Consider the following 15,524-nt stretch of genomic DNA (forward strand, 5'->3'; position numbering starts at 1 on the left):
AATATGAACATGCCAATTTTAACACAGTTTGGAAATTCTGAACAAAAAACTATGTCGAGTCGCGTTATTGCTGACTTGACAGAAAAGCGTCATGACCACGTTAAGCGTGATGTTGAAAACATGCTTGGGCAGCTTGGTTTAGATATCCCCAAATTTGGGGGCATCTATTTTGATACTCAAAACCGCCAGCAAACCGAATATTTGTTAGATGAAGAATTAACAATGACTTTGGTTACTGGTTACAACATCGTTTTGCGTAATCGAGTTATTAAACGCTGGAAGGAGCTTGAATCACAAATAGCTCAACCAGTAATGGATTTAAATAATCCTGAATTTTTACGCCAAGCGTTACTTGGTTATACAGAAAAAGTAATCGAGCTTGAGCACAAAGTTCAGGCGCTTGAACCAAAAGCAAAAGGCTTAGACCGCATTGCTGATTGCACCAATGTATTAGGTATCCGCGAATCTGCAAAAGTTCTCAAGATTGGTCAAAACCAACTTGCTCAATACTTGATTGACCACAAGGTTGTTTACCGTGATCAATATTCAAAAATTCAAGCTTATCAAAAGTCTATAGATCAGAAGCTCGTGCATGTTGTGACTTCAGCACCTCGTTTATTTGAGTCGGGTGAAAAGGTGTTCACACAGGTAAAACTTACTCAAAAATTAATTACTCGCATTGCGAAGTGGTTAGAGAAGGGAGTGGCGGCATGAAGAATAGATTTTATTTACGTTCACCACACGGAAACACCGGATCAAATATGGTCTTCCATGCTGCAGATGGTCAAGGATACACAACAAATCTCGACCTAGCTCACATTTATTCCTTGGAAGAAGCTCAAAGAGAATATGAGCTTGCAAGAGATAATGAGTACCCAATTTCTGCTGATCATGTGGACGCTCTAGCTACACAGAAAGTAGATCATCAACACCTGCCTTTGAGTTCAGATTTAAGCCCGAGCGATCGATACGTTGCTTTTGTGAAAGGCATATGGGATGGAAATGATGTTTATTGGATTGATTTAAATGGTACGAGAACAACCAACTTTCTACACGCTAAAATTTTCGGGAGAACATCGGTAGAGTGCTTCAACCATACTGATTATGTTGTAGTGCCTTTTGAGTTAGCTGACGCAAGAAAAAGAAGTACGTTTAATTTTGCACTATTCAATAAGCGAAAAATGATTACCGCTGCAGGCTTAAAAACTCCAGAGCGTATAAAAAAACAACGCCGAAGAGTCAGCAATCCAATGACACGCTTTAACTGCCCTGAATGCGGAAAGATCAATTGGCAGCACAACCCGTATGATTTTGAGGTGTGTAATCACTGCTACCATCATGGAGATGTTGCCTAATGCACTACTACAAAAGAAATCTGGGTGATTACGCAAAGAAAGCAGGTCGCTTATCTATGCTTGAGCATGGTGCTTACACTTTGCTTATGGATGCAATTTATGACCGTGAAATTTTCCCAACATTAGAGGAAGCTTTGGATTGGGCATGGGCGCGTGATGAAGCAGAAGTGGCGGCAGTTAAGTTTGTTTTGACCAAGTTTTTTGAGCTGCAAAATGATGGTCGTTATGTTCAAAAACGCATTCAAGATGAGCTTATGGATTATAAAGCCAAAGCTGAAACTAACGCACGAATCGCCAAGCAGCGTGAAGAAAAACGCAAATCCAAGAACGAAGCGTCACGAATCTTGCACGAACCGTGTGAAGAAAAGCACGAATCGTCACCTAACCATAAACCATTAACCAATAACCAAGAACCATTAACCAGTAACCAATATATATATACGTTCGACCTCGATTATGTGAATGCCAATTTATTGAAGTCTGGCCGTAAACCAGTTGACCAGAAATATATTGACCAACTGCAACCGCAGTTCGAGCTTTACTATGCAAATCAATCCATGGCTGCCAACAAAGCATTGGTGAAATTTGTCCAGTGGATTATGCGAAATCAAGATTCTGAAAAACAGAATGCTGAAAAGCCGCAAATTCAAACCCCTCAACAACGCACTGCATCTGAAATGGATCGCTGGAGACAGGCCGAACGTGAAGCATTTGGTGAGCGCGATGTAACGCCAAAAAAGTCATTGCTGATTGAGGAGGTGGGTCATGCGTGAGTTCACCAAAGATGATGCTACGCGTCTGATTTCAAAAATGCGTATCAACTACGGCAAGAAGTTTGCGGATCAGTGGGTTGGTGTTGATGTTGAAGAACTAAAGCAAGCCATGGTCGACGCATACCAAGGCTTAACAGTTGAAGACTTTGCTCGCGGTGTGAATCGCATGAAGCATGAGCAGTGGCCACCAACCATCCCCGAATTCCGTTCTTGGTGCGAACCAAAGACCGATGACTGGCTTGGCTCACATGAAGCATGGGCAATTGCTGAAAAGTCGATTGGCTTTGATGGTCAGGAATTAACAGTAATTTGGACTGAACAAATGGCTCAAGCATTCAGTCGTTGTGAAGACTTGGTTAAGACTGGTGATAAATACCAACGTGCTGAAGCCAAGAAAATCTTTTGTGATGCTTATGACCGCCTTGTTACTCAAGCTAAAGACCAAGGTTTGAAGCCGATTTATGTGACTTCGCTTGGTACTGACAAAGATCAGCAGATTGCAGCGATCAATCAGGCGACTGTAGACGGCTTTTTAACTGCACCCGATGCAACTGCACTGCTAGAGCATAAACAGACCAAATTGGAGCAACTGAGCGAATCTGAGCGATACAAAACGATAGCTCAAGAAGCGCTGGCGAAACTTGGATCACTGATTAAGCGCAATCCGATTAACAGGATGGCGGAAGAACACAAAGAGCCGCAGCCGTGGGAGTCAATAGAAATGGAGCATATTGATCCGTTTGACAACTTTGAGGAATACAAAGCGGCACTACGAGCTGAGCAAAAGCAATTGCCGAATGCGGTGCGTTTTATGGATAAGCAAGTAGGGGGTGGGGTGTGAAGAACAAAACCGAAGCAAATCAAATTGCAATTTTTGAGCGTGTCATTGCAGTTTTACAGGCCATTCAAACTACGCCAGTCGCTTCAACTTCTGCGCTAAGAGAACAAGTAATGCCTGATTTAAGTCAGAGAACCGCACAAAGGTACTTAAAAGGCTTGGAGCGTGCGGGATATGTAAGTCGGGTGCTAGATGCTGGTTGGCACAAAAGCGATGCACGTTATTTTTTGACAGAAAAAGCAAAACAATTATTTGGAGCGTCAGCATGAAAAAGCGCAATAAGAAATATAACCCGAATAAGTTGGTCAATCTGGTGCAGCGTGAATCGCAAAAGCCTTATGAGCTTTGGATGAGTTTTGAAGCTGTGGAAGTGGAAGAAGCTTGTCAGAAATACAATGCAATGGGCTTAACCAAGTCGGAAGTCATCAAGAGGATTTACGCGCTGCATGATGGTGACTTGATTGTGCCACTCATTAACGACCTAACCAAAGATGCCTATGAGTTTTTTGTGGGTATCGACTCGTATTACTACCGCGAAGATGATCCGAGCAACATTGTTGATGATGCGCGTCAGTTTGAATTGCCAGTGATGAAATGGGATGAGTTCCGTGTTGGTGGCAATCCAGAGTTAAAAATTGTGGATGGCGACATCAAGCGCCGATGGAAAGGCATTAGTGAGGAGATGGATGGTATTCACGCTGAATATCGGAAGAAGGGTTACAAGCTTTTCAAAAGCATGACTTACATCAAAACAGAAGTGACTTTCAAGGATATTGAAGCCTACAACATTTTCAAAGCTGAACGAGTGGTGCGTGGAATGTGTCGCAAGTATGAATTGCAAGGAGCAGCGGCATGAACTTAACAATCGAACAAATGCGGAAAATTGTGGATGGGGCGCCTGAGTGGGCACAAGGTTTTTGTTTTGAGCTAAGTATTTATGCAGCATCCAGTAAGGGGAGCAAACTCAATATTACTTGCTTGGACGACATCCGCAAAGCCATTGCTGACCACGACCGCATTGATACGTGCACGGACATTAAGAACCACATTAGCCCAAATACAAAGGTGATTGAACAATGAAAGCAGGTGACCGCGTAAAAGTAGATTTTATTGGTGAATCCGCAACGATTTATTCAGGCAAACGCTTCACTGGGTACGGTGTATTAGACCGAGTTGAAGATGGTCGGGTATTTGGGCGCTTAGATGATGGAACGCCTTTCATGTGTTTGTGTGCTGATGTGGAGGTGGTTGAGCATGAGTGATTTTGAAGAATACATCAAAGTGAATTATCCACGTGACTATGAGCGTCAAAAGCGGATTTATCCAGATCAAAGGGTGGAGGAGCTGTACTCAGAAGATTACAAGATGTGGAACCACCAACAAACCATCATCGACGACCTAAAAGCCCAACTCAACAACATGGAGCAGTGTTATATCGGGAAGAAAAAACAGGTTGAGGCTGTAGAGCACGTGCTTTGCGAGCTTAAGGAATCCATGGTTGATTTTCGGGAAATGGATTTATACGACAAGGGTCATCGGGTTACTACTGAATATGTGATTACTGATTTAGAAGAAGCTCTGCGAGGTGCCAATGACTAATCTCCGCATCACCGCAGCACAGGCACGAAAAGCTGGTATTGGCCCTCGATTTGGTGTAACAGCCAAGTCGGGGAAAAAGAAATCCAATCCAGATCCAATGCCAAAGGTTCCAGCTCATCTGGTCGAAGGGAAAGGGTTTGGTGTGATGAATGATGAATTGCTCTGGTGTGAAGTTTTAATTACACCTCCTTTGGTAAATCACTACTGGATACGTGGGGCGAACAAGACCAATCGACTAAGTAAGCGTGCAATCCACTTTATTGACGTTATGAAGCGTTTTATTGAGCCAGCGGGGTATCAGGGCAGAGTTCGCGTAAAGATCGAATACGCGCCACCTGACGCGAAAATACGTGACATCGACAACATCGTAAAACCATGCTTTGACGCTTTGTCAAAAGGTGGGCTGATTCTGGATGATTCTCAGGTGGATGAATTGCTTGTGAAGCGGTTGCCATCAGAAAAAGGCGGGAAGTTGATTATTCAAGTTGAAAAGTTAAAGGTTTAAGGGGATAGGGATGAATGCGATGGTAGCTGAAAAGATGACAAATATTGAATGGTTGGGGCAGCAGTTAAGAGCCAAAACAGCAAATTACGAAGCAGATACACCACCAACAAATGAAATCCCTGTCAATTGGGAAGATCGTTGTGGCGCAATTGCTTTAATGCCAAATGATGAAACCAAGGCTTATGCGTCAATTTTGGTATGGGGTGATTTCCGGGATAATACAGATAATTATTCCGTGGTCACAAGATACATTTCTGATTATTTGTGGCGCATGGCGCAGGAGGAAATGGATAAGCAGCGTGAAAGCTTTGATATGCAGCAATTCTGCAAACATATTGCACGTATGGAACTGTTTTATTCATTGCGTCCAAAGTTGCGTGAATACCATACATTGAAAGGCCGCTTAGTATTTTCAGGAATTGATTATATTGAGCCAAATACTTATTCAAAACGCTATGCATGGCTAGGTAATGCAGTTGAACTTTTGCTCAAAGAGTTGAATGATGAGGTAGAGCATTATGTAGGTCAGTACCGGAAAAATTTAAGAAAATTGAGTGTTTGACATCCTATATGGATGTAAGGTATTCTTTTTCTATACTGGTCGTATTACGGTTCAACCGAGACCAAGTCATTAAAGCTCATCGAAAGGTGGGCTTTTTTAATGCCTGAGATTCTATAAACCCGACTCACTGGTGATCTTATGAAATAACGTCAGCCATTAGGTAATTCGGATTTGTGACGCTGCTATACGAATTTGGTATATCGGCTAGAAGCACAAACGGTGAGATGCGGAAACCAGCCGTATAAATTGGTTTGAATCCAATGTGATTTCGTCACATATTGAGTTAGCCTTAGAGCCATAAATTGTGGGTGACACCCCGACTAATCAAGATGAAAGACGCAAAGCGGATCAATAGCTAACTTTGAGAAGTTTATTGTGTCGAGTAGCGGTAGATCAGTTGCTGAGCTGGTCAATATCGTAATCTAAGGCAAGGGTGTGGCAGATCACCACATCCTTTTTTAAGCGCCATTAGCTCAACTGGAAAGAGCATGGGTTTTCTATACCAATGGTTGTGGGTTCGAGTCCTACATGGCGTGCCAGATTTCAAAAGAAAGCAAACCTGTCATAGATAGCGCATTACCGGAAATATTGCGCTGAGGCATCCGGTGGTTTGCTTTGCTTATGAGATCAAAAGGAGATCCACATGCTCCAATTCCTATTCTGTTTATTCGGCCTACATGGTGCGACTGAGATCGATTACACGGTTGATGATGAAGAAATCAAGGTGTGTCGGGATTGTTTGAAAGAAGTTGAATGAACCCTTGTCACTTCGGTGACTTTAGCCGAACGTATTACGGCACATAGAACCCCGCTAAATATGCATTATTGGCGGGGTTTTCTTTTTTATTGGTGGTGAATATGCGATTAAGTCGAATTGGTTTGGGTATGGCTATGGCTTATATGGGAATGATGATGGTTGATGAGGGGATGCATCGAGCTACAGATAGTTTGGGTGCATTATCGCTGGCTATGCGTTTGACCCAGCCATCAAAATATAAATCAAAGCCTAATCGTGTAAGTCAGGCGAAAAGACGTAAATATAAACGTCAAGGTCGGTGAATATGGACATCGTAGAAGCAAAACGGAATTTGGAATTACTAGGAAAGAACCGTAGCCGATTGATGAATTACAACCATTTGTTTTCAAGCTATGCATTTAAAGAGTCTTGCGGTGCTGAATTGCGCAAGATCAATAAACAGATTCATTGCATAGAAGAACAGTTAAATGCGCAATCCCAAAAGACTCGCAGCAATACGCACACTACCTTGCGTGAGGTGTGGTAATCCACATAGCCAAGCTGCTCATTCAAATAGTGCTAAGCATGGTAAGGGCAGAGCAATTAAAGCAAGTGATGAGTTCACAATTCCCCTTTGTTTTAAATGCCATGCTGCATTTGATACCTTTCAATTGGGTAATCGGGCAGAGAGTGAGGCAATGTTTGAGAAGTGGTTGGTTAAGACTGAGTTGATGATGAATATTAAAGATCGGGATGTTTTTTAAGTGTGCAGCGATATAATTAAAAACAAACCAAAAGGGGCAACACATTACAGAGTTGATGTGGAATATCCGACGTATTGGATTGTTGCGCCAAACGGGATTTTTTACTTTACCAAAACTGGTGATATTAGACGTTCCTATACAGGCAAAACATGGCTTGAAATTAACCTGAAAGCATTTTAAGCTATTATTTCTGACAGCCAGATATAACATGCGGTATGTAGTGTTTTTCTGCAAAGCCTATCATTAATTTGATGGGCTTTTTTATTGGGATTAGGAAATGCAAAAAGCTGTTTGATCAGTGGCTGGTGAAAGTGGATCGGATGTTGAATCAAACAGACAAAGAGATTTTTTAACTGAGCCAGATGGCTCTTTTTTATGTGAGAAGAATATGGAAAACCAACATCAAAAAATCAAAGGCTATCGTGATTTATCTCAAGCTGAAATCGATCTAATGAATGAGATCAAAGCTATTGGCCCGCAAGTTCAGGCCGTGATTGAGAAAGTGCAAAAGCACTTATCAACACAACGGTACAATTGTAAGTGTGATGCAGGTCAGCAAGTTGTCGATGCGGAGGAATGGGATCGCCTTGAAGCTGCAACACCTGAGCGATTTGCTGCTATGGCTAAGACAGACTTTCAAACAGGTCTAATGTATCTGGTTCGTGCTGTAGCTCAACCAACCAGTTTTTAAATAGAAATGGAGATAGGAAATGCAAAAAGCCGTGTTTCCTATCCAGAGTCATGCCGACATCACCAAAGCCATTAACTACATGCATACCAATTACACCCAGGCGATTAATGAGGGTAAGCCGTTAAGAGTGGTAATTGATCAGAAGCAGGATGATAGATCCACTGCACAAAACAGACTCATGTGGATGTGGCTTGGTCAGATAGAGAAAAAGACTGGTCAGGATAAAGACTCGCTGCATTACGAGTTTAAGAAGCGCTTTCTGATTTATATCTATCGTCGTGATGATCAAGAGTTTGCTGAGACCTGCAATGCGATTGCAATGCTCAAGCAGAATGAATGTGAAGAATATCGAGTGATTGCAGAGCAAGTGATAAGGCTTTGCAGCACAACCAAATTAAGCGTTAAGCAGATGACCGAGTATTTGAATTACGTGCATGATTTTGCAGTAGTGAAGTTGGGTGTGCATTTAACTGTGCCGGATGATTTGAAGTGGTGTTATCAGGAGTAAAGATATGGCGAACCTAACGCCTAAACAGCAAAGGTTTGTCGAAGAATATCTGATAGACCTGAATGCTACGCAAGCGGCTATTCGCGCGGGATATAGCGAAAAGACAGCAAGAGACATTGGTTGTGAAAACCTAGCAAAACCCAACATTGCAAAAGCAATCGAAGAAGCGCAAAACAAACGCGCTGAACAAACCCAAATTGATGCAGCCTATGTCTTAAAGCGCTTAGTCGAAATTGACCAGATGGATGTCTTGGACATCATGGATGATCAAATGAAGATTCGACCCGTTAATGAATGGCCTAAAGTTTGGCGACAGTACGTGGTAAATCTTGAGAATCTTGAACTGAGTGATGGTGAAGGTTGTTTTAAAAAGATCAAATGGCCTGACAAGGTGAAGAATCTTGAGTTACTAGGTAGGCATGTTTCGGTTGGGGCGTTTAAAGACAAGGTGGAACATTCAGGAAAACTTGAGATTCAATCACTATCTGACCTGATGGATGAGCTAAGCAACGTCTGAAAATAAGGAGGGCATATGCTTAAACCTGAGCATAGAGCAAAACTTATTGACCAACATTTCCGTTTAAATAATCTCTACTACATCACTGATAAGAACGGTAAACAAGTTAAGTTCAAGATGACACTTGAGCAGCTTGAGTACTTTGAAAACGAGTGGTCGAGAAACATCATCCTAAAAGCGCGTCAGCTCGGCTTTACGACTGAGATGTGCATCATTCAATTGGATGCTGCATTGTTCATGTCGGATAAATGTGCCTTGATTGCACATACCTTGCATGATGCTAAACGTCTGTTCCGGGAAAAGGTCAAATACGCTTATGAGAAACTGCCACATCCATTACGTGCAGCCAATCCATTAAGCATTGAAACCAAGGAAGAGCTTGTATTCTCCAAAGGTGGATCGGTCACAGTCAGTACATCATTCCGTGGTGGAACGCTAAAGCGATTACATATTTCCGAATTCGGTAAGATCTGTGCCAAGTATCCAGATAAGGCCCGTGAGATTGTCACTGGTGCTTTTGAAGCGGTTGGCTTGGGCGGAAAGATTACCCTTGAGTCTACGGCAGAAGGTAAGTCGGGTTATTTCTATGACTATTGCCAGACCGCTGAGAAGTTGCAACTGCAAGGTAGAACGCTTGGCATTCTGGACTGGAAATTCTTTTTCTTCTCATGGTGGAAGAATCATGATTATGCCTTACCAGTTACAGCTGAGATTCCGCAGCGTCTAAAAGATTACTTTGCTGAACTAAAAGCCAAATACAACATTCATACCACACCAGAGCAGCAGCAATGGTACTGGCAGAAAGAGAAAACGCTCGGTGAAGATATTAAGCGTGAGTATCCATCTATTCCATCGGAAGCCTTTGCTCAGTCAGTAGAGGGCGCTTACTACAAGAAGCAATTCAAGTTCTTGTACGAGAATGGCCGTATTGGTCAATTACCTGATAATTCTCATTTAGATGTGATGACCTTCTGGGATTTAGGTGTATCGGATTCTATGGTGATCTGGTTTATTCGCAAGATCGGTGAAGACCGCTATCAGGTGATTGACTACTACGAAAACTCAGGCGAAGGGATGCGTCATTACTTCAAGGTACTGAAGGATCGCGGCTATACCTATTCATCACATTATGCTCCACATGACATTCAAAACCGCTCACTGATGAACGATGGTAAATCTCGTTTAGACATTGCCAAAGAGGGTTATGAGATTGACGGGGTGAAATATTCAGTTCGTTTCCAAGTGGTTCCTAATATTGGGATCATGGACGGCATTGAATTGGCCCGTGAAATCTTACCGCGATGTGAGTTTGATGAAGCTAAGTGTGGAGAAGGTATTTCTCATTTGGAAAACTACCGCAAAGAGTGGGATGACAAGAAAGGCTGCTGGAAGGATAAACCTCTGCATGACCATACTTCGCATGGTGCCGATGGTTTTAGATATTTTGCTGTGGCGATGAGTAGAAAAGATCGTAAACCACAACAACAACGAATAGGTTTTATATGAGTGTAAATACACAACACCCAGAGTATGCAAAGCACTACCCTAAGTGGGTGATGATGAAAGATGCACTCAATGATGAAGTTATTAAAAAGGGCACAGTATATTTATCAAAAACGCCTGGTATGTTGGCGCTTGATAGAGAAGGCTTAGATCCTGAGCAAAATGTCTATTGTGGATATAAGAGCCGCGCACAGTATCCGCTGTGGGTTTCTGACTCTGTACGCACAATGAACGGCTTGCTAACGAGATTAAAGCCTGAAGTTAATCTTGTGCATAAGCAACTAGAGATCCTTAAAACCCAAGCAACTAATGACGGTTTTGGTCTTGACCAGTTGTTTGTCCGTTGCTGTGTTGAAGCACTTGGTAAAGGTCGCTATGGCTTGCTTGTTGATTTTGACGATAAAGGGCAGCCGTATATCTCAATGTACGACAGTTTAAGCATTATCAACTGGAAGTCTGGCGATGTTGGTGGTCGTCGTGATGCAAGGCTTATTGTTCTGCAAGAGAGCCATTTAAAGGCAGAGCAAAGCAAGTATGGTCACGAATCAGAAGTGCTTTATCGTGAGCTTGAATTGGCAGATAACCAGTACGAAGTTCGACTACTTAGCGAGAGTGGAAAAGAAGTAGAGAGCTTTGAGCCTAAAATGGGTGAAAAGCGGCTTAACTTTATCCCTTTTGTTTTTGGGGGTTCTTTAGATAACTCGCCTGAAATTGACGATATTCCACTGTACTCAATGGCGAAGTGTGCTGTTAAGTATTATCAATTGAGTGCTGATTATTACCAAAGTCTTTACTTGACCGCACATCCGCAGCCTTACACGATTGGCGCTGACAATGTTGATCTAAAAGTTTCAGGACCAATGATGCTTTGGGTGCTACCTCAAGGCGCATCATGTGGATTCATGGAAATTCAAGGTAATGGTATTGAGAAAACCAAAGCCGAAATGGATTCTCAAAAGACCGCAGCAGTCGAAGCGGGTGCGAAAGTTCTTGATGCTGGCTCAAATGAATCAGGCGAAGCGCGTAAAGCTCGTCAAAACGATCAGCATGCATCGCTCCATACCGTTGTCAAAGCAGCAGCGGAAGCGATTGAGCAGGCGTGTAAATATGCCGCTTTGTGGCTTGGTCTTGATGATTCTGAAATTAGATTTACAGTTCCGCTTGAGTTTGCCCAAGACATTGACCCGCAAATATTGGCGCAATTATCTAATTTGATGATGGCAGGTAAAATCAGCTCTGATACGGTTTGGACTTATTTGCAAACTGGCAAGATTCCAGAGCGTGATAAAGAAGCTGAAGATGATTTGATTGAAGAAGATTCAGCTAAAGTGCCGATGGGTGGAAATATCCCAACTGAGTAACCTATGAACACATCACAAGACGCAATTCTAAGCGCCATAGCTCAACATGCGGCATATAGCTATAGATTATCTAGCGGTGAAGTAAATAAGCTTATATCGCTGTTTAATGGCGAATCAAACGCTATGGTAAGCAAGCTTCGAGATTTGTTGGATGAATTGTCGGATGCTGAACGAGTTGCGTTGAGTGGTGGGCAGTACACAACACCACTTTTAAAAGAAATTCAGGGGTTGTTTGCAACATGGCAATCAACACTTGCAACAGCATTGCCTGAAGCTTTCGCGGTATCTGCTACAGCACTGGCCGTTCATGAAGCAACCTTTGCAGCCAAATTGGTTGGCGATAGCATCAAAGCTAATGGCGAGAAGCTATTCAAGAAAGCTAAAAAAGTGCCTGTAGTTGGTGGCGCTTTAGTTGATGAGTTATTCGATAAGATTAAAGATGATGCTCGGCTTCGAGTTGAATATGCAATCCGACAAGGCATTAATGATGGTTGGACGAATCAGCAGATTGTGCAGCGCATCAAGGGCAAAATGGCTTTCGATTATCAAGATGGTATCTTTCAGCAGTCGAGAAGTGATATTGATCGAGTAGTGAGAACTGCAAGGAGCCATGTAGCCAATACTGCTTATATGGATACATACAAAGCGCTTGGATTCACACACGTTAAATTTGTGGCCACATTGGATGGTCGTGTATCAAAAACATGCGCCAGTCTTGACCAATCCATGTGGGAAATTGAAAGCCCTAAGATTAGACGACCACCACTTCACCCGCATTGCCGATCCGTATTGGTTGGAGTTGATGCTGATGGGAACTTAGCAGGCAAGCGTCCTTTTGTGATGGACGAAAGAAAGATTAAGGATATTCCAAAAGACGAGCGAAGCGGCCTGATTGGTCAATTGGACGCCAACACCTCATTCGAGCAGTTTTTTAATAAAGCAGATGACTTTTTCCAAAAAGAATGGCTTGGTGAAAAACGCTATAAGCTATTCAAAGATGGAAATTACAGCATTGATAAATTTGTCGATCCGCTAGGACGTCAGTACACACTCGCTGAACTCAGAATATTGGATGAAAAGACTTTTAAAAATTTAGGTATCTAAATCAAATTTTAACCATGACCCGAAAGGGTCTTTTTTTATGTCAAAAAATCCGCTAGGCGGTAACTCTAGGAGTTTCAAAATGTCTGACGACAACCAAAACCAAGATCAAGAAATTGATCTGAATAACCCGAAAATCCAAGCCTATATCGAAGAACAGGTTAAAGGTCTAAAGAATAAAAACTCTGAGTTGCTAGGCAGTCTCAAGGATTTAAAAGACTTTAAAACCAAGTTTGATGGCGTGGATGTAGATGCAATGCTTTCGCTTGCTGAAAAAGCCAAACAAGACGAACTTACTCGAAAACTTGCTGAGGGCAAATTTGACGAAGTTCTTGCACAGAAAACCGATTTAATGCGCCAAGACTACGAGCAGAAATTAAGTGAACAAACTTCACGTGCTCAAACATTGGAGAGCAAGGTTTTAGGTGGCTTTATTGCAACTTATGCAGCTCAAGCAGGGGTACAACCTGAAGCGATTGATCTGGTGAACATGTTGGCTCAAAGCCAATTCAAGCTAGATGCAAATGGCGATCCTGTGGCGGTAAATGCTCAAGGTGAAGTAATCAATGGTAAGGATGGCAAAACACCGCTTTCAATTACTGATTGGCTAGCAACACTTCGAGAGACTAAACCGTTGCTATGGGGGAATCCGCAGGGTTCAGGTGCTCAAGGGTCAAAAGGTAGCGGCAAGGTAGACATTCTAAAAGCTGACGGCTCGGTCAACCTGACCAAGCTCGGTCAATTACGAAATGAAAATCCACAGCTTGCTAAGCAGATCGCTGCGGAACACGGCATTCAATTAAATTAAAAGGATGAAGCTCAATGGCTGAAACTAAAATTAGTAATGTAATCGTACCTGAGTTATTTAATCAGTACGTTTTAAATAAAACCGCAGAAAAGTCTGCATTATGGCAGTCGGGTATTGTTGCTGGGTTGGATCAACCTATTGCATTCGGTACAGCAGGCGGTACAACTGTAAATCTTCCTTTCTGGAACGATTTATCGGGTGAATCTGAAGTATTAACCGACGCCACAGCTTTGACTGTGAACAACATTACAGCATCAAAAGACGTTGCAATTCTGCATGCTCGCGGTAAAGCATGGGGCGCAAATGACCTTGCGAAAGCATTGTCAGGTGATGATCCGATGGGTGCGATTGGTGACTTGGTTGCTGATTACTGGGCACGTCAAATGCAGGGCATCTTATTAAGCTCGCTTGGTGGTGTTTTTGCTGCAACAAACATGACTGGCAACGTGCTGGACATCTCAGGCGGAACAGGTGCAGCAGCCGTGATTGATGGCGCATCATTCATCGATGCATCTTACAAGCTTGGTGATGCTACGGATAAGTTGACTGCGGTAGCAATGCATTCAGCAACTATGGCAAAACTTGCCAAAGATGGCTTGATCGAAACTGTACGTGATGCTGATGGTGTTGAGTTGTATAAAACTTATATGTCAAAGCGCGTCATTGTTGATGATGGCCTACCAGTTGAATCAGGTGTTTATACCACTTACTTATTCGGCGAAGGCGCTGTTGGTTATCAAAACGTGGGCGCTCCAGTGGGCGTTGAAACGGATCGCGATAGCTTGGCAGGTTCGGATATTCTAATTAACCGTCAACACTTTGTGCTTCATGCGCGTGGTGTGAAATGGGCAGGCACTACAGGTATTGCGCCAAACAATGCAGGTCTTGCAACTAGCACCAACTGGTCGCGTGTTTATGAGAACAAGCAAATCCGTATGGTTGCTTTCAAACATAAACTCGCTTAACTGAATTAAGGGTGTGGCAATCCGCCACGCCCTTTTTATTGGAGTATAAGACATGGGATTAGCAGCATTTAACCGCATGCGTCGCGAAGCGGAAGAGAAAGCAAAACAGGAAGCTGAAAAGCAGCCTGAGCCAAAACCAAAAACAACCAAGCCAAAACCCGAACCAAAAACCGAGTAAGCATTATGAGCTATATCACTGAACAAGAAGCCTTAGACAATGTAACCGAGTTTGCTAGTCAGACGGCTAGTGATAAAGCTCGCTTACTGGCTCAATCAGAAGCGTATTTACGCGCTCGTAACGTCAAAGAATACAAAGATGGTGCAGATGTACCGCAAGCCTTAAAGCTCGCCTGTTATGAGGTCATTAAGGGCATTATTGCAGGGCAGTTATATCAAGGTAAAAAAGCCACCGTAACAAGCAAGATTATTTCAGCACAATCAGGCACCAGTGTTTCAAAAACCTTTGCTGATGGCTCGGAAGATTTGAATGTGTATGAGCAATTTATTAGCGAATTAATTGCACCATTCACCAAGACTCAAGGCGCGCAATGGCTGGATCGAATATGAGAGATGAGCTACAGGAAGAACTTGCAGCAGCCTTCAATGATGACCTAGCTGACGCAGTTGACACCTTCACCTGTGAAAAACCGATTTATTCAGGCGTATTTGATTTTGAAACACAGACTTATCCAGTCGTAGGTAGTGAATCATACTCAGGGCGTGGCGTACTGTTTGGCTCGTATTTAAAAGACTTGGTGAAGCCTGCTGATTATCAAGCCGAAGATGCAAAAGCGATTGTTCTGCAAAATGAAGTAACCGCTGTGCCTCAGATTGATGATGTTTGGGCAACCAGTAACGGCGATTTTAAAGTCGTGAATATTGGTGCAGACCCAACGGATAGTATTTGGACTTGCCAGCTTAGAAAGGTGTAGTAATAT

The 15,524-nt window shown here is 42.8% G+C and carries 25 protein-coding genes and 1 tRNA gene; all 26 read left to right on the forward strand.

From position 1 onward, the window contains the following. The first annotated feature begins 3 nt into the window (after positions 1 to 3). The 26 genes from ACFN7Z_RS06290 (at position 4) to ACFN7Z_RS06415 (ending at position 15,518) form a co-directional block, all read left to right on the forward strand. On the forward strand, positions 4 to 714 hold the full coding sequence (locus tag ACFN7Z_RS06290) for a phage antirepressor KilAC domain-containing protein (RefSeq protein ID WP_395442615.1): 711 nt from the start codon (positions 4 to 6) through the stop codon (positions 712 to 714). After that, positions 711 to 1,355 (forward strand): hypothetical protein, encoded by a 645-nt coding sequence (locus ACFN7Z_RS06295; protein WP_395442616.1) that lies wholly within the window; start codon positions 711 to 713, stop codon positions 1,353 to 1,355. The genes ACFN7Z_RS06290 and ACFN7Z_RS06295 overlap by 4 nt, the downstream gene beginning before the upstream one ends. Continuing rightward, positions 1,355 to 2,128: a YdaU family protein gene (locus ACFN7Z_RS06300; protein ID WP_395442617.1), complete on the forward strand. Its 774-nt coding sequence runs from the start codon at positions 1,355 to 1,357 to the stop codon at positions 2,126 to 2,128. The genes ACFN7Z_RS06295 and ACFN7Z_RS06300 overlap by 1 nt, the downstream gene beginning before the upstream one ends. Beyond that, positions 2,121 to 2,969 carry a hypothetical protein gene (locus tag ACFN7Z_RS06305; RefSeq protein WP_395442618.1) on the forward strand — a complete coding sequence of 283 codons (849 nt, stop codon included), beginning with the start codon at positions 2,121 to 2,123 and terminating at the stop codon, positions 2,967 to 2,969. The genes ACFN7Z_RS06300 and ACFN7Z_RS06305 overlap by 8 nt, the downstream gene beginning before the upstream one ends. Then, complete coding sequence (locus ACFN7Z_RS06310) at positions 2,966 to 3,235, forward strand: winged helix-turn-helix domain-containing protein (protein WP_395442619.1); 270 nt, start codon at positions 2,966 to 2,968, stop codon at positions 3,233 to 3,235. The genes ACFN7Z_RS06305 and ACFN7Z_RS06310 overlap by 4 nt, the downstream gene beginning before the upstream one ends. Further along, complete coding sequence (locus ACFN7Z_RS06315) at positions 3,232 to 3,822, forward strand: hypothetical protein (protein ID WP_395442620.1); 591 nt, start codon at positions 3,232 to 3,234, stop codon at positions 3,820 to 3,822. The genes ACFN7Z_RS06310 and ACFN7Z_RS06315 overlap by 4 nt, the downstream gene beginning before the upstream one ends. Next, positions 3,819 to 4,046, forward strand: a complete 228-nt coding sequence (locus ACFN7Z_RS06320) for a hypothetical protein (RefSeq protein WP_395442621.1) — start codon at positions 3,819 to 3,821, stop codon at positions 4,044 to 4,046. The genes ACFN7Z_RS06315 and ACFN7Z_RS06320 overlap by 4 nt, the downstream gene beginning before the upstream one ends. Beyond that, complete coding sequence (locus ACFN7Z_RS06325) at positions 4,043 to 4,228, forward strand: hypothetical protein (protein ID WP_130234765.1); 186 nt, start codon at positions 4,043 to 4,045, stop codon at positions 4,226 to 4,228. Before ACFN7Z_RS06320 ends, ACFN7Z_RS06325 begins: the two co-directional genes overlap by 4 nt. Continuing rightward, on the forward strand, positions 4,221 to 4,565 hold the full coding sequence (locus tag ACFN7Z_RS06330) for a hypothetical protein (protein WP_279661692.1): 345 nt from the start codon (positions 4,221 to 4,223) through the stop codon (positions 4,563 to 4,565). The genes ACFN7Z_RS06325 and ACFN7Z_RS06330 overlap by 8 nt, the downstream gene beginning before the upstream one ends. Continuing rightward, positions 4,558 to 5,070, forward strand: coding sequence for a RusA family crossover junction endodeoxyribonuclease (locus ACFN7Z_RS06335; protein WP_395442622.1), 513 nt, complete (start codon positions 4,558 to 4,560; stop codon positions 5,068 to 5,070). Before ACFN7Z_RS06330 ends, ACFN7Z_RS06335 begins: the two co-directional genes overlap by 8 nt. Positions 5,071 to 5,080: 10 nt before the next feature. Next, positions 5,081 to 5,632, forward strand: a complete 552-nt coding sequence (locus ACFN7Z_RS06340; RefSeq protein ID WP_395442623.1) for a hypothetical protein — start codon at positions 5,081 to 5,083, stop codon at positions 5,630 to 5,632. A 462-nt stretch (positions 5,633 to 6,094) separates the two neighbouring features. Then, positions 6,095 to 6,171: transfer RNA gene (locus ACFN7Z_RS06345), tRNA-Arg, on the forward strand. A gap of 319 nt (positions 6,172 to 6,490) precedes the next feature. Beyond that, positions 6,491 to 6,691 carry a hypothetical protein gene (locus ACFN7Z_RS06350; RefSeq protein ID WP_395442624.1) on the forward strand — a complete coding sequence of 67 codons (201 nt, stop codon included), beginning with the start codon at positions 6,491 to 6,493 and terminating at the stop codon, positions 6,689 to 6,691. A 2-nt stretch (positions 6,692 to 6,693) separates the two neighbouring features. Next, entirely contained in the window at positions 6,694 to 6,915 is a 222-nt protein-coding gene (locus ACFN7Z_RS06355; RefSeq protein WP_340872367.1) for a hypothetical protein, read from the forward strand. Next, entirely contained in the window at positions 6,857 to 7,132 is a 276-nt protein-coding gene (locus ACFN7Z_RS06360; protein WP_395442625.1) for a hypothetical protein, read from the forward strand. The genes ACFN7Z_RS06355 and ACFN7Z_RS06360 overlap by 59 nt, the downstream gene beginning before the upstream one ends. A gap of 388 nt (positions 7,133 to 7,520) precedes the next feature. Continuing rightward, positions 7,521 to 7,823, forward strand: coding sequence for a hypothetical protein (locus ACFN7Z_RS06365; RefSeq protein ID WP_160361922.1), 303 nt, complete (start codon positions 7,521 to 7,523; stop codon positions 7,821 to 7,823). A gap of 19 nt (positions 7,824 to 7,842) precedes the next feature. Further along, a complete protein-coding gene (locus ACFN7Z_RS06370) occupies positions 7,843 to 8,331 on the forward strand; it encodes a recombination protein NinB (protein WP_395442626.1) in 489 nt (162 codons plus the stop codon). A gap of 4 nt (positions 8,332 to 8,335) precedes the next feature. Further along, the gene (locus tag ACFN7Z_RS06375) at positions 8,336 to 8,848 is read left to right on the forward strand and encodes a terminase small subunit (RefSeq protein ID WP_395442627.1); all 513 of its coding nucleotides are present in this window, start codon (positions 8,336 to 8,338) and stop codon (positions 8,846 to 8,848) included. 15 nt (positions 8,849 to 8,863) lie between these two features. Further along, positions 8,864 to 10,354 carry a terminase gene (locus ACFN7Z_RS06380; protein ID WP_395442628.1) on the forward strand — a complete coding sequence of 497 codons (1,491 nt, stop codon included), beginning with the start codon at positions 8,864 to 8,866 and terminating at the stop codon, positions 10,352 to 10,354. Continuing rightward, positions 10,351 to 11,712 (forward strand): DUF4055 domain-containing protein, encoded by a 1,362-nt coding sequence (locus tag ACFN7Z_RS06385; RefSeq protein ID WP_395442629.1) that lies wholly within the window; start codon positions 10,351 to 10,353, stop codon positions 11,710 to 11,712. Before ACFN7Z_RS06380 ends, ACFN7Z_RS06385 begins: the two co-directional genes overlap by 4 nt. 3 nt (positions 11,713 to 11,715) lie before the next feature. Beyond that, the gene (locus ACFN7Z_RS06390) at positions 11,716 to 12,816 is read left to right on the forward strand and encodes a minor capsid protein (RefSeq protein WP_395442630.1); all 1,101 of its coding nucleotides are present in this window, start codon (positions 11,716 to 11,718) and stop codon (positions 12,814 to 12,816) included. Positions 12,817 to 12,895: 79 nt separating this feature from the next. Further along, on the forward strand, positions 12,896 to 13,621 hold the full coding sequence (locus ACFN7Z_RS06395) for a hypothetical protein (protein WP_395442631.1): 726 nt from the start codon (positions 12,896 to 12,898) through the stop codon (positions 13,619 to 13,621). Positions 13,622 to 13,635: 14 nt separating this feature from the next. After that, positions 13,636 to 14,586 (forward strand): major capsid protein, encoded by a 951-nt coding sequence (locus tag ACFN7Z_RS06400; protein WP_395442632.1) that lies wholly within the window; start codon positions 13,636 to 13,638, stop codon positions 14,584 to 14,586. 52 nt (positions 14,587 to 14,638) lie between these two features. Continuing rightward, entirely contained in the window at positions 14,639 to 14,764 is a 126-nt protein-coding gene (locus tag ACFN7Z_RS06405) for a hypothetical protein (RefSeq protein WP_395442633.1), read from the forward strand. Positions 14,765 to 14,769: 5 nt separating this feature from the next. After that, positions 14,770 to 15,153, forward strand: coding sequence for a hypothetical protein (locus tag ACFN7Z_RS06410; RefSeq protein WP_395442634.1), 384 nt, complete (start codon positions 14,770 to 14,772; stop codon positions 15,151 to 15,153). Continuing rightward, on the forward strand, positions 15,150 to 15,518 hold the full coding sequence (locus ACFN7Z_RS06415) for a glutamate 5-kinase (protein WP_395442635.1): 369 nt from the start codon (positions 15,150 to 15,152) through the stop codon (positions 15,516 to 15,518). Before ACFN7Z_RS06410 ends, ACFN7Z_RS06415 begins: the two co-directional genes overlap by 4 nt. The last annotated feature ends 6 nt before the right edge of the window (positions 15,519 to 15,524 follow it).

It is taken from the genome of Acinetobacter sp. P1332 (assembly GCF_044057475.1).
GTDB classification, from domain to species: Bacteria; Pseudomonadota; Gammaproteobacteria; order Pseudomonadales; family Moraxellaceae; genus Acinetobacter; species Acinetobacter johnsonii.